21 protein-coding genes are annotated in these 19,613 nt (G+C 60.0%); 20 read left to right on the plus strand and 1 reads right to left on the minus strand.

All coding sequences use genetic code 11. The features are described 5' to 3' along the window. Positions 1–8: 8 nt before the first annotated feature. The 14 genes from flgK (at position 9) to folD (ending at position 11,005) form a co-directional block, all read left to right on the plus strand. Positions 9–1,463, plus strand: a complete 1,455-nt coding sequence (gene flgK, locus C0V73_RS06355) for a flagellar hook-associated protein FlgK (protein WP_102019164.1) — start codon at positions 9–11, stop codon at positions 1,461–1,463. Positions 1,464–1,469: 6 nt separating this feature from the next. After that, positions 1,470–2,534 (plus strand): flagellar hook-associated family protein, encoded by a 1,065-nt coding sequence (locus C0V73_RS06360; RefSeq protein WP_102019165.1) that lies wholly within the window; start codon positions 1,470–1,472, stop codon positions 2,532–2,534. A 36-nt stretch (positions 2,535–2,570) separates the two neighbouring features. Continuing rightward, positions 2,571–2,918: a flagellar biosynthesis regulator FlaF gene (gene flaF, locus C0V73_RS06365; protein WP_102019166.1), complete on the plus strand. Its 348-nt coding sequence runs from the start codon at positions 2,571–2,573 to the stop codon at positions 2,916–2,918. After that, complete coding sequence (gene flbT / locus C0V73_RS06370) at positions 2,915–3,364, plus strand: flagellar biosynthesis repressor FlbT (RefSeq protein WP_006726382.1); 450 nt, start codon at positions 2,915–2,917, stop codon at positions 3,362–3,364. The genes flaF and flbT overlap by 4 nt, the downstream gene beginning before the upstream one ends. Next, positions 3,355–3,810: a flagellar hook assembly protein FlgD gene (gene flgD, locus C0V73_RS06375; RefSeq protein ID WP_102019167.1), complete on the plus strand. Its 456-nt coding sequence runs from the start codon at positions 3,355–3,357 to the stop codon at positions 3,808–3,810. The genes flbT and flgD overlap by 10 nt, the downstream gene beginning before the upstream one ends. A 58-nt stretch (positions 3,811–3,868) precedes the next feature. Continuing rightward, positions 3,869–4,135 (plus strand): flagellar biosynthetic protein FliQ, encoded by a 267-nt coding sequence (locus C0V73_RS06380; protein ID WP_102019168.1) that lies wholly within the window; start codon positions 3,869–3,871, stop codon positions 4,133–4,135. A gap of 105 nt (positions 4,136–4,240) precedes the next feature. Further along, on the plus strand, positions 4,241–6,328 hold the full coding sequence (gene flhA, locus C0V73_RS06385; protein ID WP_102019169.1) for a flagellar biosynthesis protein FlhA: 2,088 nt from the start codon (positions 4,241–4,243) through the stop codon (positions 6,326–6,328). Then, entirely contained in the window at positions 6,325–7,074 is a 750-nt protein-coding gene (fliR, locus tag C0V73_RS06390; RefSeq protein ID WP_102019170.1) for a flagellar biosynthetic protein FliR, read from the plus strand. Before flhA ends, fliR begins: the two co-directional genes overlap by 4 nt. 10 nt (positions 7,075–7,084) lie before the next feature. After that, positions 7,085–7,495, plus strand: coding sequence for a hypothetical protein (locus C0V73_RS06395; protein WP_102019171.1), 411 nt, complete (start codon positions 7,085–7,087; stop codon positions 7,493–7,495). Between the two features lie 34 nt (positions 7,496–7,529). Beyond that, positions 7,530–8,090, plus strand: a complete 561-nt coding sequence (locus C0V73_RS06400; protein WP_102019172.1) for a rod-binding protein — start codon at positions 7,530–7,532, stop codon at positions 8,088–8,090. Between the two features lie 28 nt (positions 8,091–8,118). Next, entirely contained in the window at positions 8,119–8,484 is a 366-nt protein-coding gene (locus tag C0V73_RS06405; RefSeq protein WP_102019173.1) for a hypothetical protein, read from the plus strand. After that, the gene (locus C0V73_RS06410; protein ID WP_102019174.1) at positions 8,484–9,023 is read left to right on the plus strand and encodes a flagellar basal body-associated FliL family protein; all 540 of its coding nucleotides are present in this window, start codon (positions 8,484–8,486) and stop codon (positions 9,021–9,023) included. Before C0V73_RS06405 ends, C0V73_RS06410 begins: the two co-directional genes overlap by 1 nt. A gap of 132 nt (positions 9,024–9,155) precedes the next feature. Further along, positions 9,156–9,980: a WecB/TagA/CpsF family glycosyltransferase gene (locus C0V73_RS06415; protein WP_102019175.1), complete on the plus strand. Its 825-nt coding sequence runs from the start codon at positions 9,156–9,158 to the stop codon at positions 9,978–9,980. 122 nt (positions 9,981–10,102) lie between these two features. Beyond that, positions 10,103–11,005 (plus strand): bifunctional methylenetetrahydrofolate dehydrogenase/methenyltetrahydrofolate cyclohydrolase FolD, encoded by a 903-nt coding sequence (folD, locus tag C0V73_RS06420; protein WP_102019614.1) that lies wholly within the window; start codon positions 10,103–10,105, stop codon positions 11,003–11,005. Between the two features lie 23 nt (positions 11,006–11,028). On the opposite strand, the gene C0V73_RS06425 is transcribed toward folD, so the two are convergent. Continuing rightward, complete coding sequence (locus tag C0V73_RS06425) at positions 11,029–12,054, minus strand: substrate-binding domain-containing protein (protein ID WP_102019615.1); 1,026 nt, start codon at positions 12,052–12,054, stop codon at positions 11,029–11,031. Positions 12,055–12,334: 280 nt separating this feature from the next. Between C0V73_RS06425 and C0V73_RS06430 the strand changes: the two genes are divergently transcribed. From C0V73_RS06430 to C0V73_RS06455, 6 genes are all read left to right on the plus strand, one after another. Continuing rightward, positions 12,335–13,687, plus strand: coding sequence for an ABC transporter substrate-binding protein (locus C0V73_RS06430; protein ID WP_102019176.1), 1,353 nt, complete (start codon positions 12,335–12,337; stop codon positions 13,685–13,687). 95 nt (positions 13,688–13,782) lie between these two features. Then, positions 13,783–15,024, plus strand: a complete 1,242-nt coding sequence (locus C0V73_RS06435; protein ID WP_102019177.1) for a sugar ABC transporter permease — start codon at positions 13,783–13,785, stop codon at positions 15,022–15,024. 14 nt (positions 15,025–15,038) lie between these two features. Then, the gene (locus C0V73_RS06440) at positions 15,039–16,202 is read left to right on the plus strand and encodes a carbohydrate ABC transporter permease (RefSeq protein WP_102019178.1); all 1,164 of its coding nucleotides are present in this window, start codon (positions 15,039–15,041) and stop codon (positions 16,200–16,202) included. A 37-nt stretch (positions 16,203–16,239) separates the two neighbouring features. Next, on the plus strand, positions 16,240–17,895 hold the full coding sequence (locus C0V73_RS06445; protein ID WP_102019179.1) for an alpha-glucosidase: 1,656 nt from the start codon (positions 16,240–16,242) through the stop codon (positions 17,893–17,895). 14 nt (positions 17,896–17,909) lie between these two features. Next, the gene (gene ugpC, locus C0V73_RS06450) at positions 17,910–18,998 is read left to right on the plus strand and encodes a sn-glycerol-3-phosphate ABC transporter ATP-binding protein UgpC (RefSeq protein ID WP_102019180.1); all 1,089 of its coding nucleotides are present in this window, start codon (positions 17,910–17,912) and stop codon (positions 18,996–18,998) included. Positions 18,999–19,153: 155 nt separating this feature from the next. Further along, complete coding sequence (locus tag C0V73_RS06455; RefSeq protein ID WP_102019181.1) at positions 19,154–19,561, plus strand: hypothetical protein; 408 nt, start codon at positions 19,154–19,156, stop codon at positions 19,559–19,561. Positions 19,562–19,613: the final 52 nt, after the last annotated feature.

A 19,613-nucleotide genomic window follows, 5' to 3' on the forward strand; every position in this document is an offset into this window, starting at 1 on the left:
TTAGTCCTATGTCGCTTGCATCGTCGCTCAATACGGCCAATTCGATTTTCCGGAATACGTCCCAGCAGACGTCCGTAATCTCGACGAACATCGCCAACACCGGCAACGAAAACTACGTTCGCCGTGACGCGGTGGTCACGCAGTCCGTATACGGTTTCTCGTCGGTGCAGAACGAGCGGTCGCAGCAGATGGCTCTGTTGCGGCAGATGTCATCCTCGACTGCGCAGCAAAGTGCGCAGTCGACCCTGCTCGATGGACTGACCACGCTTTCCGATGCGCTCGGCGGCAATGACTACGAACTCTCGCCGTCTGCCTATCTTGCCAATCTGCAGAGCAGCCTCCAGTCGTTTGCGGCATCGCCAGGCGAATATGCACTCGCCTCCACGGTGGTGACGGATGCGATCGACGTGGTGAACTCGCTCAACAACGCGACCACCACGACGCAGGAATTGCGCGAAGACACCGACGCTCAGATGTTCGAGCAGGTGGAGACGCTGAACAAGCTGCTCGCCGAGTTCAAGATCGTCAACGACACGGTGGTGCGCCAGACGGCAACCGGCGGGGCTGCCGACGACTATCTCGATCGCCGCGACACGCTGCTCAAGGAAATCTCCGGGATCATCGGCGTTTCCGTGAACATGCGCGACAACAGCGACATGGTTCTCTACACCTATGACGGCACGACGCTGTTCGAGACCGATCCGCGCGAAGTCAGCTTCGTCCGCACCTATACCTACGACGCAACCGTGTCCGGCAACGCGATCTACATCGATGGCACACCGGTCCGCGCCGGCGTCGGTGGCAATACGGACGGCCAGGGTTCGCTGGCTTCGCTGGTTCAGATCCGCGATGTCATCGCTCCGACCTTCCAGACCCAGCTCGACGAAATTGCTCGTGGCCTGGTCGAGGCCTTCCAGGAGACCGACACAGGTGGCGGTGGTGAACTGCCCGGCCTGTTCACCTGGCCGACCGGCACTGTTCCGGCAACAGGCACTGTCGAATCTGGACTGGCTGCCCTCATTCAAGTCAACCCGGCCGTTCGCTCCGATGCCGGCGGCGACCCGATGCTGATCCGCGACGGCGGGATCAATGGTGCGGCCTATGTTCAGAATGTCGATGGTTCCTCGGGTTTCACCGACCTCATCAACTCCTATGTGGATGAGCTGGCGGCCAACCGCAGCTTCTCCGCCGATGCCGACCTGAAGACGGATGCAAGTGTCCTGTCCTTCGCCAGCAACTCGATCGGCTGGCTCGAAGAACTGCGCTCGAACGCGACGACGGCGAACGAAAACAAGCAGGCGCTCTATGAGCGGACCTTCCAGACCTACTCTTCCAAGACGGCAGTCAGCCTCGATGAAGAGCTATCGCTGCTGCTCGATGTAGAGCAGTCCTACAAGGCCGCGGCCAAGCTCGTCTCTACCGTTGACGAGATGCTGAAGGCCGTTCTCGAAATGGCGGGGTAATCCCTGATGTCGACAGCCAGCGTTTCTAACCTATCGACCCAGACATCGATGCGCCTGACGATCCGGCAGGCCCAGAACGAACTCCTGAAGTCCCAGCAGGAAGTCAGCACGGGTTTCTACGCCGACATTGGCGCCGAGCTCGGCAGCAAGACGTCGACGGTGGTCGACCTCAACCGGGAAAGCCTGCGGCTGAACTCGATGATCAGCAACAACTCGATCGCGACCCAGCGTCTCTCGGCCTCTCAGGAAGCCTTGAAGCAGATTGCTACGGCCGCCGAGGATATGAACAACGCGCTGATCACCATCTCCGGTTCGTCGAACAGCGACACGATCGAAACCACCGTCATGACGGTGAAGAATTCGCTGTCGACCATGACCAGCATGGCCAATCAGTCGGCCAACGGCGAATTCCTGTTCGCCGGCATCAACACCGACGTCCAGCCGCTTGCCGAATACACCGAGACTTCGGCCGCAAAGACCGCGTTCGACACGGCATTCACTGCCTATTTCGGCTTTGCGCCCACCGACACGGCCAATACGGCAACGATTGCGGCTAGCGGTGCAGCGCCCAGCATGGAGGACTTCATCACCTCCACGCTCGAGCCGATGTTCACCGGTCCGGACTGGAACACCAACTGGTCCAGCGCCACCGATGAGGCGATGACGAGCCGCATCACGCAGTCCGAAACCGTCCAGACCTCTGCATCCGCGAATGAAGACGGCTTCCGTTACTTCGCGCTGGCTGCAGTGTTGACCACGGAACTTATGAGTATCGGGGCTCCGGCCAATGCTGTGACGGTCGCGATCAACAAGGCCATCGACTACACCGGCCGCGCAATCACCGGCATCAACTCCACGCGCTCAGAACTCGGTCTTTCTCAGAACCGAGTTGAGAAGGCGGATGCCTCGCTCAAGGTTCAGGTGGATATAATCGAGACCAGCCTGTCGAGCAAAATTGAAGTAGATGCGTACGAAGCCTCGACTCGCGTTAACTCTCTGCTTTCCATGGTGGAAGCATCTTACACGCTGACCTCGAAGATCCAGGCGCTGAGCCTTGTCAACTACCTTTGATGAGCAAAGGGTGAAATGAACCTGAAGGGCAACTGAATGTACCAGTTCTCATATGCCGAAATTATGGAGGATGGCGTCGCTGACGCCAAGGATCGCGAACGTCAGGCCCTTGACCGTTGCATCCAGCTTCTTAGCGCGGCGCGGGACAAGAAGGGTTACTCCCGCGAAGCGATCGAGGCACTTTTCTATACGCGCCGGGTCTGGGTCCGGCTGATCGAAGATCTGCAAAACCCGGAAAACCAGTTGGGCGAGGAAATCCGCGCCAATCTGATTTCCATCGCCATCTGGATTTTGAAAGAATGTGACCGGATCCGCAAACGCGAGTCGGAAAACTTCCAGGGCATTATCGACGTGACAACCATCATCAGGGATGGACTTAAATGAAGAGCACTTTGCGCATCTCGCTCAAGTCGGGCGAACGTATTTTCATCAATGGAGCGGTTCTGCGCGTCGACCGCAAGGTTGCCCTCGAGTTCCTGAACGATGTGACTTTCCTGCTTGAGAACCACGTTCTCCAGCCCGAACAGGCCACGACCCCGCTGCGTCAGCTGTACTTCATCGCTCAGATGATGCTCATCAATCCGGAAGGCAAGGATCAGTCGCTTGCGATGTTCCGTAAGTCCGTGATCATGCTGCTGTCGTGCTTCGAGAACGAGGAAATCCTCGCCGAACTGAAGCGCATCGACGGCATGGTGTCATCCGGCCGCGCCTTTGATGCTCTCAAGGCCATCCGTCAGCTGTATCCGATCGAGGACCGCATCCTGAACAATCAGGAAATGGCGCCGGCAACGATCGAACAGATCCGCAAGGAAATTGCGCCATGGCGGTAGACGCAGTCACCGGCACGACCACCACAACGAGCACGACATCCACGTCGTCGACATCCAGCAGCGCGGCAAGCCAAGCCTCTGCCAAGGCGTCTCTGGATTATGACAGCTTTCTGCAGCTGCTCATTGCCCAGATGAAAAACCAGGATCCGACGGATCCGATGGACGCCAGCGAGCAGATCGCCCAGCTTGCCACCTTCTCGCAGGTCGAGCAGTCGATCCAGATGAACTCGAACCTCGAGACTCTGATCACCGGCAATGCTCTGACCAATGCCTCGTCCTACATCGGCAAGACCATCACGAGCGCCGATGAAAAGACCAGCGGTGTCGTGGCCTCCGTCCGCGTCTACAGTGACACGATGGTTGCGACCACGACGGACGGCAAGGAAATCCCGATTATTGTCGGCGTTCGCGTCGGCACTGCAAGCACCACGACGACCGGTTCTTGATATGCTAGGCCTTTCGGGGTGGATGGCATGATTCGCCGCTCCGAAAGGATACCGTCTCATGAATGAGGCAGACGCTCTCGACATTCTCCAGGCTGCGATCTGGACCATCATCATCGCGTCCGGCCCGGCCGTTGCGGCGGGCATGATCGTCGGCGTCGTCATCGCCCTCATCCAGGCGCTCACCCAGGTTCAGGAAATGACCCTGACCTTCGTGCCGAAGATCCTCGCGATCATGATTACCATCGGCATTTCGGCCCCCTTTGTCGGGGCGCAGATCAATCTCTTCACAACGCTGGTCTTCTCGCGAATACAATCCGGGTTCTAGCCGGGCGCCTGACACCCTCGCGCAAGCTTCGACCGTTATCTCTCTGGGGCAGACTGCCGGAAGCATGATCTTCCGGATGACTTCTCATGAAGAGATGGAACGGAAATGGCGCAACCTCCTGCACTCGTAATTCCGAAGGTAAGCCCCAGCGGGCGTGACATCGGCTTCGCGCTTGGGATCGTGATGATCCTGTGCATCCTGTTCCTGCCGATCCCGCCTTTCCTCATCGACGTCGGTCTCGCTTTCTCGATCGCGCTTTCCGTTCTGATCCTGATGGTCTCGCTGTGGATCCAGCGACCGCTCGATTTCTCGTCCTTCCCGACCATCCTGCTGATCGCCACCATGATCCGCCTGTCGCTCAACATCGCGACGACGCGCGTGATCCTGACCCATGGCCACGAGGGCCATAACGCAGCTGGCGGCGTCATTGCAGGCTTCTCGAACCTCGTGATGGGCGGCGACTTCGTCATCGGTCTGATCGTCTTCTTGATCCTGATCACGGTCAACTTCATCGTCATCACCAAGGGCGCCACCCGTATCGCGGAAGTTGGCGCCCGCTTCACCCTCGATGCCATCCCCGGCAAGCAGATGTCGATCGATGCCGACCTGTCCGCCGGTATCATCGACGAGAAGGAAGCCCAGCACAGACGTCGCGAACTTGAGCAGGAAAGCTCCTTCTTCGGCGCCATGGACGGTGCCTCGAAGTTCGTCCGCGGCGACGCCATCGCCGGCCTGATCATCACCGCGATCAACGTCGCCGGCGGCATCATCATCGGCTACTTCCGCCACGGCATGGAACTCGGCGAAGCAGCCGACGTCTTCGTCAAGCTCTCCGTCGGTGACGGTATCGTCTCGCAGGTTCCGGCCCTGATCGTCTCGCTGGCAGCCGGCCTTCTGGTCTCGCGCGGCGGCACACCAGGCTCGACCGACCAGGCCGTCGTCAATCAGCTGAGCGGCTATCCGCGCGCGCTGTATGTGGCAGCAGGCCTGATGGGGGCCCTCGCGATCGTACCGGGCCTGCCGTTCATTCCCTTCGTCGCACTCGGTGGCCTCATGGCCTTTGGTGCATGGTTCATCCCCCGCCAGCTCGAAGCGGAAAACCAGCTGAAGCGCGATCAGGAAGAAAAGAAGGTCATCCAGAACAAGGAAGCCGAGAAGGATTCGGTCAAGTCCGTCCTCAAGACCTCGGAAATCGAACTCGCGCTTGGCAAGCTCGTCTCGACCCGTCTTCTGGGTGCACACCAGGAACTGGCCTTCCGCGTCGGCAAGATGCGTAAGAAGTTCGCCAGCCAGTACGGCTTCGTCGTGCCCGAGATCAAGGTGACAGACGACATCATGATCCCGGAAAAGGCTTACCAGATCCGTATCCACGGCACGACGGTCGCCTCCAACAACCTGCGCGTCGGCGAAGTCCTCGTCGTCACTGGTTCCGGCCGCAGGCCCAATGTTCCCGGCGACGAAATCCGCGAACCCGCCTTCGGCATGCCGGCGGTCTCGGTCCTCGAAACCTTCACTGAGGAACTGAAGCGCGAAGGCTTCCACCCGATCGACAACGTCTCTGTCGTCTTGACCCATGTCTCGGAAGTCATCCGCAACAACCTGCCGCAGCTCCTGTCCTATAAGGACGTCAAGGTCCTGATCGATCGCCTCGATCCCGAATACAAGAAGCTCGCCGACGAAATCTGCTCGTCGCACATGTCCTATTCGGGTCTGCAGGCTGTGCTGAAGCTGCTGCTGGCCGAACGCGTCTCGATCCGCAACCTGCACCTCATTCTGGAAGCCGTGGCAGAGCTTGCGCCGCATGTCCGCAAGACTGAGCAGATCGTCGAACACGTCCGTGTCCGCATGGCCCAGCAGCTCTGCGGCGACCTCACCGACAACGGTGTCCTTCGCGTCCTGCGACTCGGCTCCAAGTGGGACCTCGTCTTCCACCAGGCCCTCAAGCGCGACGCCAAGGGCGAGATCGTCGAATTCGACATCGATCCCCGCAGCCTGGAAGAGTTTTCCGAGCAGGCAAGCCAGGTAATCCGTGAATTCATGGACCGCGGTCTGCCCTTCGTGCTTGTCACATCGCCCGAAACGCGGTCCTATGTGCGCATGATCATCGAACGACTCTTTGCGACCTTGCCCGTTCTGTCCCATGTCGAACTGGCCAAGGGCATCGAGATCAAGATTTTGGGCTCCATTTCATGATTGCTGACCCGCAGGGGACTGTGCTGGTGCTGGTGGCGATTTTCTGTCGCATCGGCGCCTGCATCATGACCCTTCCGGGTTTTTCCTCTGCCCGAATCTCGACCACCATCCGGTTCTTCCTCGCGTTTGCCGTCTCCATGGCCATGACGCCGCTGCTCTTCGACACGATCTACCCGAGCGTCCAGGGTACCGCGGCGACCCTCGTCGGCGTGATCTTCGCCGAGCTGCTGATCGGTGTGATGTATGGCCTCGTCCCGCGCCTCTATGTGCTGGGACTGCAGTTTGCCGGCTCGGCGATATCAATGGCGATCGGTCTCAACACACCGGGCGCCACCGACATTCTGGAAGACACCTCCGAAAACCAGATGACCAACCTCATCTCGTTCAGCGGGCTCCTCGTCCTTTTCATGCTGGATTTCCATCACGTGGTGTTTCGTGCGCTGGTCGATTCCTACACCGTGATGCCGCTGGGCGGCATGCCGGACAGCCAGAAGATGCTGATCACGCTGACCGATACGCTGTCGCAGACCTTTATGCTGATGCTGCGCCTCGCCAGTCCGTTCCTGATCTTCGGCTTGATGTTCAACTTCGCCGTCGGCCTCGTGAACAAGCTCGCTCCCCAGGTGCCGGTCTTCTACATCTCGACCCCGTATCTGCTGCTCGGTGGCCTGATACTGGTTTATTTCACCATTGCTGCCATGGTGATGCAGTTCGGTCAGTATTTTCCGATGATCTTCAACTTCTGAAGAGGACGCCATGGCAACACAGAAGAAATCCGACAAGCTGAAGCGTCTGGTCGCGGTGCAGCGCCATATGGAGCGCATGGCCGAAAGCGATCTTGGAATTACCGCCCAGCGCATCGAGGAGAACGCCCGCTCGATGGAAAACGTCATGGAGGCGATCGGCTCGCTCGAGCCGCTGCACCGGCTGTTTGCGCAGAATTATGCCGACCGCTTCGACCGCCTCTCCAACACGGACAAGCAGTTGCACGGCCTGCAGCAGGTTCAGGAAATGAAGCTGATGCGCGAGCGTGCCAAGGGCGACCGGCTGGAAGAAAACATGAAGGATGCCCGCGATCACGAAGAACGCGAGCGTGACGACGACGCGATCTACGACCTGATCGACATCAAGTTCGCCACACCAGCCTCCAGCAAGCTTCACGAGTGATAGTCGCCTCGAACAAAAAATCGAGGATGTCACCGTGGCCATTTCTCCTCCGAGCGATCTGGTGCTGGACGTGATCCGCGCCGCCGATCCGGCGCAAGTCGCCGCCGCCCAGGAACAGTTGAAGATCAATCGCGCCAACTTCATGGCGTCCAGTCTCGCTGAAAAGGGCGCAGGTTTCGGCGCGACCGTCGACATCCTGAACCGCACCACCAATGCAGCTCGCACGGAAGCGACGGCCGAGAAGGTCGAAGACACCGGCAAGCCACCGAAGATCTATCGCGATTTCGAGGCCGTTTATCTGACGAACTTCGTCCAGAGCATGCTGCCGGACGAGAGCGAGGAAGTGTACGGCAAGGGCAATGCTGGCGAGATGTGGAAGAGCATGATGGCCGAACAGCTCGGCTCGACCATTGCTGAGTCAGGCGGCGTGGGCATTGCAGAGCAGATGTATGAGACAGCTCTTCAGCGCGTTCGTGGTGAGGACGCCGACGCCGTGAACGCCTCCACCGACGAGACTGATCGCGGTCTGGCGATGAGCTGGGTGACAGATCTTGAGCGCCGCACCTTGGGTGCCGGCGCTGACGGCAACAACTGATTGTTTTAGGAAGATAGGGCAGAATTTCATGGAAGTTGTTTCGAGCGAATATCGCGTCAAGACGGTACTGAGCCGCCTGGAGCGCATCATCGACAACGAAAACGAGCGCATCGGTAAGGATCCGGAATTCGACTTCAAGGTCTCCAACGCGCACAAGAGCCGTTGCCTCTACGAATTGACGATGCTGTTCCGTGACACCGATCCGCGCGAGTTCGCCGTCAACTATGTGGAGCAGCTCCATGCTCTCAAGGAAAAGCTCGCCCTCAACGCGCGCCGTGTCGAGGCCCACCTCGCAGCCGTTCGCGCCGTCGCCGATCTCCTGAAGAATGCTGTCCGTGACGCCGATGGTGACGGCACCTATTCTCAGGAACAGTTCCAGTTCAGCGAGTTCTGATGGGCAAGATACTCGGAATCGGCCTTTGGGTCTGCATCGTCACGCTGGGAGCCGTCTACGGCTCGATCTTCCTGGCGACAGCCCCTGCCGGCCCGAGCGAGGAAGAAACCAAGAAGGCCGCCCTGGAGCTGATCCGGGGCGAGCCGATCACCATTCCCGTCATCGGTAATGGCGATGTCACCGGCTACTTCCTGACCCGCATTTCCTTCATGATGGACAAGGAAAAGGTCAAGGGACAGGACTTGCCCACGACCGAACTGATGACCGACCAGCTCTTCACCCTGCTTGTCGGCAACAAGATGGTCGACATCGGCAACGTCTCCGCCTTCGACGTCAATGACTTCCGCGAGAAGATCAAGGTCGAGATGAATGCGAGACTGGGCGAAGGCATGGTCGATCAGGTGCTGATCGAGCAGCTCGACTATGTCTCGAAGGACGCCGCCCGCAAGGCCGCTGACGGTGGGTCCAAGCCCATGGAGATGACCACTGTCGTCGAAGGCGAGAAGGTCGAAGAGGCGCCGGCTTCGTCTGGCCACTGATCAGGCTTAGGCCTCGTTTTGCCAACATGGTGAACGAAGCCTTAATCCGATCCTGAGAGTTTTAGCCCCGTTTTTCACTTGAATTTCAGCGATGGCTGATAGGTTCCGAGCCTCAGATCTTCGGGACCCGCCATGCGACCTTCTTCATCTTCCGCCCGGAAGCAGCCGGTAGAAATTTCTGCGGTCGGCTCCGCCGAGCGTGCAATTCCTGTGCTGCCCATTCTCGGTATGCCGGTCCGTGATCTCGGCTGGAACGAGGCTCTGGTGCATCTGGAGCAGAAGCTGGTCGCCCGAGACGGTTTCACCCACATTGCCTTCCTGAATGCCAACAACGCCAATGTCATGGTGGGCGACCCGGAATACCGCGCAGTTCTGGAGCGCTCTCTGGTCCTGCCGGATGGTATTGGGGTGGATATCGCTGCGCATTTCCTGCACGGCGGTCGCTTCTCCGCCAATCTCAACGGCACTGATTTCGTGCCGGCAGCGCTGACATTCATCTCCAGGCCCCTGCGGGTAGGGCTGCTCGGAGCGACCTCTGCAGTTCTGAAGTCCGCGGCGACAAACCTCCGCCGACAGACTCCCTGGCACGAATTCGTCGAAATCTCGGACGGCTATTTCGACCGGGCCGATCCGGCCCTGATCCTGAAACGCATCGAGACTGCCCGCATCGACCTGCTGCTCGTTGCCATGGGCACGCCCTTGCAGGAAAAATGGGTAGACCGGCACCTAACCAGTGAACATGCCCGTGTTGTGATCAGCGTGGGCGCATTGCTCGATTTCGTCTCCGGGCGGGTGGCGCGTGCGCCGCGCTGGATGCGACGGCTGCGGTCCGAATGGCTCTTCCGCCTGTGGCTTGAGCCCTCGCGTCTCTGGCGGCGCTATGTTCTCGGCATTCCCGTGTTCCTTGCCCATGTGGTGAGCTACCGGCTGCGCCATCAAAACACGCCTACCACCTGAGGCACCCCGCAAATTCCTGCCTTGCAATATGCCGCAATTTGACAGCATAGGACGGTGACAGGCAAATGGTGCCCCTGCGTTGGCGCTAGCTTGCTGCCAGTGGAAGACGGGGATTGAGCACAGTGACGACCACGGTAATCGATGGAAAGGCAGCCGCCGCTTCGGTAATCGAAGCGGTAACCTCAGCGGCAACGACGCTGAAGACCTCCGGCCACCGCAAGCCGGGCCTTGCAGTCGTCATCGTCGGGGATGACCCGGCAAGCCATGCCTATGTCGGCGCCAAAAGCCGGATGGCCAAGCAGTGCGGCTTCAATTCAATCCAGCACACGCTGCCAGAGGACACCTGTCAAGCCGACCTCATGGCGCTGGTTGCCTCGCTCAATGACGATCCTGACATCGATGGCATTCTCGTTCAGCTGCCGCTGCCCAAGCATCTCGACAGCGAGCCCGTCATCCAGTCGATCCTGCCGGAAAAGGATGTCGATGGCCTGCACATCGTCAACGCCGGCAAGCTGGCAACCGGCGACCTGAAGACCGGCCTTCTGTCCTGCACCCCGGCTGGCGCCATGATCCTGGTGCGCCAGATCCACGGCAACGATCTCTCGGGCCTCAACGCCTTGGTGATCGGCCGCTCCAACCTCTTCGGCAAGCCGATGGCGCAGCTCCTTCTCAATGCAAACGCCACCGTCACGATCGGCCATTCGCGAAGCCGCGATCTGCCCGAACTCGCCCGTCAGGCCGACATCTTGGTCGCCGCCGTCGGCCGCGCGGAAATGGTCAAGGCTGACTGGTTGAAGCCGGGTGCGACCGTCATCGACGTCGGCATCAACCGCGTGGCGGCACCCGAAAAGGGCGAGGGCAAGTTCAAGCTGGTGGGTGACGTCGCATTTGCCGAATGCAAGCCCGTCGCCAAGGCCATTTCCCCGGTTCCGGGCGGTGTCGGCCCGATGACCATCGCCATGCTGATGGCCAACACCGTGATTGCCGCCCATCGTCGGGCGGGTGTGGCAGCGCCGAGCTTCTGACGGATTGAACTGGGCGCCGTGTCTTAGGCCGGCGCCGGTCCCGTCGAGGCCCGCACCACCAGCTCCACCTTCCACAATTCCTGCTCCGGCAAGGCCGGTTCGCTCTGGTTGATCATGGCAATCAGTCGCTCGCCGACCCGTTTTCCTGCTGCCCGCAGCGACGACCGGGTCGTGGTCAGCGGCGTCGAGAAGTTCTCCGGCTTCAGCAGCGGCAGCTCGTCGTCATGGGCGATCAGCGATATGTCGGTCCCGAGCTTCAGCCCGAATTCGTTCATCGCTCGGACGGCCCCAAGCGCAAGCACGGTACTGGCACACAGAACCGCGGTCGGACGATCGGGTAAGCCCAGGATCTCCTTCATGCCGCGATAGCCCTGCTCGTCGCCCATGAAACTGTGCCGGGTATGCCGGGGATCGAGCAGGAGCCCTTTCTCAGCAAGCGCCTTCTCCGTTCCAAGTCGACGCCGATAGGCAAAGTCGAGCTCCGCCTGACCGTTCAGGAGCGCAATGCGCTTGTGCCCAAGCTGGAGCAGGAAGCGTGTCGCATCGTAAAAGGCGCCTTCGTTGTCCACGTCGAGGAAGGGGTAATCCAGATCGAGACCGGAGGATCGTCCGTGCACGATGAAGGGCAGGGACAAGGACTTCGCCATCGCGATCCGCGGATCCTTCTCGCGCACATAGGCGAGATAGTAGCCATCGACACTGCCGCTCGAGACGAGCCAGCGGATCGCCTGTTCCTCTTCTTCAGCCCGGGACGGCATGATGACGAAATGGAAATCATGGACGATCGACGCCTCGGCGAGCCCGCTCTGGAATTCGGCGAAGTGCATGTCCGAGCTATGGTCGGGAGAAATCGGCATGATCAGCCCGATGGATCCCGCCTTGCCGGTTGCCAGACGTTGTGCCGCCCGGTTCGGACGATAGCCGGTGTCCTTGGCAGCCTGGAGCACGCGTTGGCGCGTCTCCTCGTTGACTTCAGGGTAGCCATTGAGAGCGCGGCTGATTGTCGTCTGCGACAGGCCGAGCATCTGTGACAATTCTTTCAGATTCACTGCAGGCATTCCTCTCCCTTGCCGGGCCGCCAGTTCCCTCCACAGGTGGCCAAAGCGCTTCGACTATGGCGCAGACGCCGGGCCGGCGACAAGAGAAAAATGCTTTAAATCAATGCAGATGCCGCTGGGCGTGCGAAGCCTTGCGCCAAAATGCGGCAGAACCAGAAAAGCGCTTGACTCAATATGGAACCCAATGGGATGAAATAGGGGCCAAAGCGCTTTGAGGATAATGCGCTGACCAAGGACGTTTGGCCGTCCGATGTGATGGGAGGTAAATCACATGAAGAAGATGTTTTTGATGACCGTGGCAGCCGCTGCGCTCGTGGCCGGTTCTGTCGGCGCGCAGGAGTTGAAGTTCGCGCCGGGTGAGGACGCTAAGTTCAACTGGGCGAGCTTCGAAGAGCTGAAGAAGACCCAGCTTGCTGGCGAACAGATCACGATCTTTGGACCCTGGCTCGGCCCGGACCAGGTGCTCGTGGAAAGCGTTCTGGCCTATTTTGCAGCCGCCACCGGCGCTGATGTTCGCTACACCGGTTCCGACAGCTTCGAACAGCAGGTTGTTGTCGACCTCGAAGCAGGCTCCGCTCCGAACATTGCAATCTTCCCGCAGCCGGGTCTCGCATCCGACATGGCAAAGCGCGGCTTCCTGACCGACCTTGGTGCTGAAAACGCATCCTGGCTGAAGGACAACTATGCAGCTGGTCAGTCCTGGGTTGACCTCGGCACCTACGCCGGCAAGGACGGCAACAAGGCTTTCTACGGCTTCCCCTTCAAGACCGACCTGAAGTCGCTCGTCTGGTACTCCCCGGAAAACTTTGAAGATGCCGGGTACGAAGTGCCAAAGAGCATGGAAGAGCTGAAGGCTCTCACCGAAAAGATCGTTGCTGACGGCGGTACGCCGTGGTGCATCGGTCTCGGCTCGGGTGCCGCCACCGGTTGGCCGGCCACTGACTGGGTCGAAGACATGATGCTGCGCACGGCATCGCCGGAAGACTACGACAAGTGGGTCTCCAACGAGATGAAGTTCGACGATCCGGTTGTCGTCAACGCCATCAACGAATTCGGCTGGTTCGCCAAGAACGACAAGTTCGTCGTCGGTGGCGCCGGTGCCGTTGCATCGACCGACTTCCGCGACAGCCCGAAGGGTCTCTTCGCATCGCCGCCGCAGTGCTACATGCACCGCCAGGCCTCCTTCATCCCGTCCTTCTTCCCCGAAGGCACGTCGGTCGGTGAAGATGCTGACTTCTTCTACTTCCCCGCCTATGCCGAAAAGAACCTCGGCAGCCCGGTTCTCGGTGCCGGTACCACCTTCACCATCACCAAGGACAGCAAGGCTGCCCGCGCCTTCATCGAATTCCTGAAGTCGCCGATCGCCCACGAAGTCTGGATGGCACAGAAGGGCTTCCTCACCCCGCATAAGGGCGTGAACCCGGAAGTCTTCACCGACCCGACGGTCCGCAAGATGAACGACATCCTGCTGCAGGCAACTACCTTCCGCTTTGACGGTTCCGACCTGATGCCGGGCGCCGTTGGTGCCGGCAGCTTCTGGACCGGCATGGTCGATTATGTCGGTGGCAAGTCTGCTGAAGATGTTGCAAAGTCGATCCAGACGTCCTGGGACGGCATCAAGTAAGCTGCCGTAGAGCAGAGCTGCCACACGAGTGTCCGGGCCATTGGGTCCGGCACTCGCACAAAATAATCAGAAGGCATGCGGAGGGGGAGACCATCATGAATCCAGCGTTGCAGGCTCTGATCACGATCGTCATCGGTGTCGGTGGGTGTGTCGGTTATTTCTATCTGTCGAACATGTTCATCGACAGGGTGCTGTTCCCCGCAAAGGGTGAGCATGCCGGGCGCAACATCAACCGCGCCAATATGGTTCGGCCGTGGCTGTTCCTGTTTCCCGCAATTTTCGCTCTTGGCATGTATCTGGCCTATCCGGTGGTGGCCACGCTCTGGCTTTCGGTGACCGATCGCAGCGCTGGTGGCGCATTCGTCGGCCTCGATAATTACCAGAGGATGGTCGGCGAACCGAAGTTCTGGGAAGCGATCAGCAACAATCTGCTGTGGCTGACGGTCGTTCCGGCCGTGTCGACCGCTTTCGGTCTGCTCGCCGCACAGCTTACCGACCGGATCTCCTGGGGCAACATCGCCAAATCGCTGATCTTCATGCCGATGGCGATTTCCTTCGTCGGCGCCTCCGTCATTTTCAAGCTGGTCTATGACACGCGCCCTGCAGGCGAGGAGCAGATCGGCATCCTGAATGCATTGTGGCTTTCCTTCGATGGCGGAGTGGGCACCGTCCTCGTTCTGCGCGTGCTTCCTGCACTCCTACTGGTCGCCTTCATCGCTTTTGTCGCCTACGGCATCTACCAGCTGCTGCGCCCGCTCGCCGGCGGTATTGGCTATCGCGGCGGCAGCTCGAAGTTCGGCGTGGTCGTCCGCGCGGCCGTGACGCTTGCCGGTGTCTGGCTCGCCTACCGCGCCGTCATATCAATCTACTCCGTGCTCACTTTTGCCTATCCCTATGGTGAACCGCAGACCTGGCTGACGGTGCCCTTCTGGAACAACTTCTTCCTGATGGTGGTGCTGATCTGGATCCAGACCGGCTTCGCCATGGTCATTCTCTCGGCTGCCCTCCGCGGTATCCCGGAGGAAACCATCGAAGCCGCCGTGATCGACGGAGCCAACGATTTCGAGATCTTCTTCAAGATCAAGATCCCGCAGATCATGGGAACCGTCGTCGTCGTCTGGACGACGATCACGCTCGTCGTGCTCAAGGTCTTCGACATCGTCTTTGCGATGACCAACGGCCAGTGGGAGACCCAGGTCCTCGCCAACTACATGTTCGACAAGCTGTTCCGCGCCAATGACTGGGGTGTCGGCTCGGCCAGCGCCATGGTCATCATGCTGCTCGTGCTGCCGATCCTGGTCTGGAACGTCTACAACGCTCGAAAAGAAATGCGCTGAGGGGAGGCGGGACCATGGCAAAGATCGCAGGCAAGAAATCCGGTCTCGTCTGGACCGTCCATATCTCGGTAGCGGCACTGGTCATCCTGTGGCTGCTCCCGACCACCGGCCTTTTCATCTCGTCCTTCCGGACCGCTGATCAGATATCGACCAGCGGCTGGTGGAGCTCGCTGTTCTCCCAGGAGCAGAACCTCGTCTTGAGAACGGCGGCACCGTCGACCCAGCGCCAGGAGGGCAATCTCTGGGTCATCGAAGGCAATGTGCTGAGCGAAGGTGGAGCCACTGCCGAGGCGGAAATTTCGGCCTGGGGCACCTCCTCGCGCGCCATCAGCGAATACGAACCGGGTGCGACAGCTACCCTCGGCGACAGCGGCCGCGTGACGGTGCAGGCGAACGGCGACTACCGCCTGGAAAGTGATATCGAACTGACCGGCAGCCGTGGCGATCGCATCTTCGTGACGGCCGAACTGCCGCCGAAATTCACCCTCGACAACTATCAGACGGTGCTTTTCTCCGGCTCTACCACGGACTCGATGGCCAAGGCCTTCTTCAACACGCTTACCGTCACCATTCCGGCGACCATCATCCCGATCGTCATCGCCGCCTTCGCCGCTTATGCGCTGGCCTGGATGGAATTTCCGGGACGTGCACTGCTGATCGCAGCCGTCGTCGCACTTCTCGTCGTGCCGCTGCAGCTCGCGCTCATTCCGCTGCTGCGCCTGCATCTCTCCATCGGCATCGGCAAGGGCTATCTCGGCGTCTGGCTCGCCCATACCGGCTTCGGTCTGCCGCTCGCGATCTATCTACTGCGCAATTACATGGTCGGGCTTCCGCGCGACATCATCGAATGCGCTAAGGTGGACGGTGCGACCGACTTCCAGATCTTCACGCGCATCATCCTGCCGCTCTCTTTCCCGGCGCTAGCGTCCTTCGCCATCTTCCAGTTCCTCTGGACCTGGAACGATCTGCTCGTCGCCAAGGTCTTCCTGATCGATGCGACCGGCGACACCACTGTTATGACAAACCAGATCGTCGAACTGCTGGGAACCCGCGGCGGCAACTGGGAAATCCTGGCAACGGCGGCCTTCGTGTCGATCGCCGTGCCGCTCCTCGTCTTCTTCTTCATGCAACGCTATCTCGTGCGTGGCCTCCTTGCCGGTTCGGTCAAGGGTGGCTGACGCCGGGACGAAAGACCAAGCCAACAGGAATGTCTAAATGAGTGCAGTTTCAAATCCCGTCATGACGCCCGACAAGGACTGGTGGCGCGGCGCGGTGATCTATCAGATCTATCCGCGCTCCTACCAGGATTCCAACGGCGACGGCATCGGTGACCTGAAAGGCATCACGGCCCGTTTGACGCATATCGCCGAGCTCGGCGCAGACGCGATCTGGATCTCGCCCTTCTTCGCCTCGCCGATGAAGGACTTCGGCTACGACGTCTCGAACTACGTCGACGTCGACCCGATGTTCGGCTCTCTGACGGATTTCGACGGCCTGATCGCCGAAGCCCATCGCCTCGGCATTCGCGTCATGATCGACCTCGTGATGTCGCATTCGTCGGATCAGCATCCTTGGTTCGTGGAAAGCCGGTCCAGCCGGGTTAATCCCAAGGCCGATTGGTATGTGTGGTCCGATCCGAAGCCGGATGGCTCGCCGCCGAACAACTGGCTGTCGATCTTCGGTGGTTCTGCCTGGCAGTGGGACCCGACCCGCATGCAGTACTACCTGCACAACTTCCTGACCTCGCAGCCCGACATGAACCTGCACAATCCGGAAGTGCAGGATGCACTCTTGGCCGCCACCCGCTTCTGGCTGGATCGCGGCGTCGATGGTTTCCGTCTCGATACCATCAACTTCTATTTCCACGACAAGGAACTGAGGGACAATCCGGCGCTGGCGCCTGAGCGCCGCAATGCCTCGACGGCGCCCGCGGTCAATCCCTATAACTTCCAGGAACACATCTACGACAAGAACCGCCCTGAGAATATCGCCTTTCTCAAGCGCTTCCGCGCGCTTCTGGACGAATATCCGGCGATTGCAGCGGTCGGAGAAGTCGGTGACAGCCAGCGTGGTCTCGAGATTGTCGGCGAATACACCTCCGGCAACGACAAGATGCAGATGTGCTACGCCTTTGAATTCCTGGCGCCGGAACCGCTGACCCCGTCTGTTGTCCAGAATACGCAGAATGCTTTCGCAGCCGCCGCCCCCGAAGGCTGGGCCTGCTGGGCCTTCTCCAACCACGACGTGGTGCGCCATGTCAGCCGTTGGGGCGCGACCGTCCTCGACCGCGATGCCTATGCCAAGATGGCGTCTGCCCTGCTGCTCACCCAGCGCGGCTCGGTCTGCATCTATCAGGGCGAAGAACTCGGCCTCACCGAAGCCGAAATCGCCTTTGAGGATATGCAAGACCCTTACGGCATTCAGTTCTGGCCGGAATTCAAGGGCCGTGACGGTTGCCGCACGCCGATGGTCTGGGACGATCATGCCGTACAGGCCGGTTTCTCGACGGCGCAGAAGACCTGGCTGCCGATCCCGGTGGAGCATGTGCTTCGCTCGGTCAACACGCAGGTCGGCAAGCCGGAATCCGTGCTGGAGCACTATCGCCGCTTCCTGGCCTTCCGCCGCCAGTATCCGGCCTTTGCCAAGGGCGACATCACCTTCCATGAGGCGGGCGAAGACACGCTCGTCTACACCCGCGCCTTCGGCAATGAGAAGCTGCTCTGCATGTTCAATATGGGCGCGGATCAGGCCTCGCTCTCGATGCCGGCGGGCAACTGGGTCGAGCTGGAAGGCCATGGGTTTGTCAGTAACGTCAACGATAACAAGGTAGAATTGCCGGCTTGGGGCGCCTATTTCGCGCGTCACGCCTGACAGGGGAGGATAGCATGACGGGTCTGGTACTCAAGGATATCCGCAAGGCATACGGGCAGGTCAAGGTCCTGCACGGTATCGATCTGGAGATCAAGGAAGGCGAGTTCGTGGTCTTCGTCGGCCCGTCGGGCTGCGGCAAGTCCACACTGCTGCGCATGATCGCGGGCCTTGAGGACATCACCGGCGGTGAACTCTACATCGACGGCCAGCTCGTCAACGACGTGCCCCCGTCCAAGCGTGGCATCGCCATGGTGTTCCAGTCCTATGCGCTCTATCCGCATATGACGGTCTACGACAACATGGCCTTCGGCATGCGCATTGCGGGCGAAAGCAAGGAAGAGATTGACCGTCGCGTCCGCTCGGCTGCTAACATCCTGCAGCTCGGCCCTTATCTGGATCGCCTGCCCAAGGCGCTGTCCGGTGGCCAGCGTCAACGCGTCGCCATCGGCCGTGCGATCTGCCGCAACCCAAAGGTCTTCCTCTTCGATGAGCCGTTGTCCAACCTGGATGCAGCTCTTCGCGTCGCGACCCGCATCGAGATCGCCAAGCTGAACGAGCAGATGGCCGATACGACGATGATCTACGTCACGCACGATCAGGTCGAGGCGATGACGCTGGCGGACCGGATCGTCGTGCTCTCAGCCGGCCGGATCGAGCAGGTGGGACCGCCGCTCGAACTCTACGAGCGTCCGGCAAACCTGTTCGTCGCCCGCTTCATCGGCTCGCCCGCCATGAACATCATGCCGGTGACCGTCATCGGCACGGGGGATGCAACACGGATCAAGCTGAAGGACGGCTCGGAAGTTACGGTCGATGTGGCAACGTCTGCGTCTGACCAGGGTAAGGCCGCAAGCTTCGGCGTGCGACCGGAAGACCTGGCGATCGCCACCGGCGACGAATTCCTTTTCGAGGGCGTCGTCGACATCGTCGAGGCGCTCGGCGAAGTCACGCTGCTTTATGTGAACGGTCCGGTCGAAGAAGAGCCGGTCGTGGTCAAGCTGCCCGGCATCGTGGACGTCAAGAAGGGCCAGACACTGCGGTTCTCCGCAGACAAGACCAAGCTTCATCTCTTCGACGCCGACGGGCAGACCTATCGCCGCTGAACGTTTCGTCATCGCCTTCCTTAAGGCCCTGTTATCCTTACCGATAACAGGGCTTTTTTGCTGTCAGGAATGACCTCTCCGCCAACACCGACTGTTAAACAGTGGCTGGTAGCTTTTTGCCCATAACAACGGACAAAAGACGAGGGCATGAAACGATGAGAACGGCAGGTGGCGGATCTCATTTCCTGAAAAAGGAGGAATCCTTCATGTATGACCGGGAAAACCGGTATCGCATGGAGGATACGATGAATGCCGGGCGCCTCGAATACACAGAGAACGGCATGACCCACATGGCGGCGCGCCGTTGCGACGTGCTGCGCATCTCGCTAAGCGGTGCCGTGATCAGCCTGATCACGCAGGTCAACCTGCCCAAGCAGTTCTATCTCGACATCCCGGACGCCCGCATCAACAAGGTCGGCGCCATCCTGATGAAGAGTTTTGCCAACAACACCGCCGAGATCCGCTTCCTGCGCCTGCTGACGCAGAAGGAGCTCGACCGCATCTTCGTCTTCTCGACCCACCCTGCGCACAAGGACCGCGTGCTCGACGTCCGCAGCTGGTAACAAGCGAGCGCGAAAGTTTTCGGCTGGGCCGGTGCAGCGAAGGCTGCATCGG

It is taken from the genome of Rhizobium sp. TH135 (genome assembly GCF_002855515.1).
Lineage (GTDB): Bacteria > Pseudomonadota > Alphaproteobacteria > Rhizobiales > Rhizobiaceae > Allorhizobium.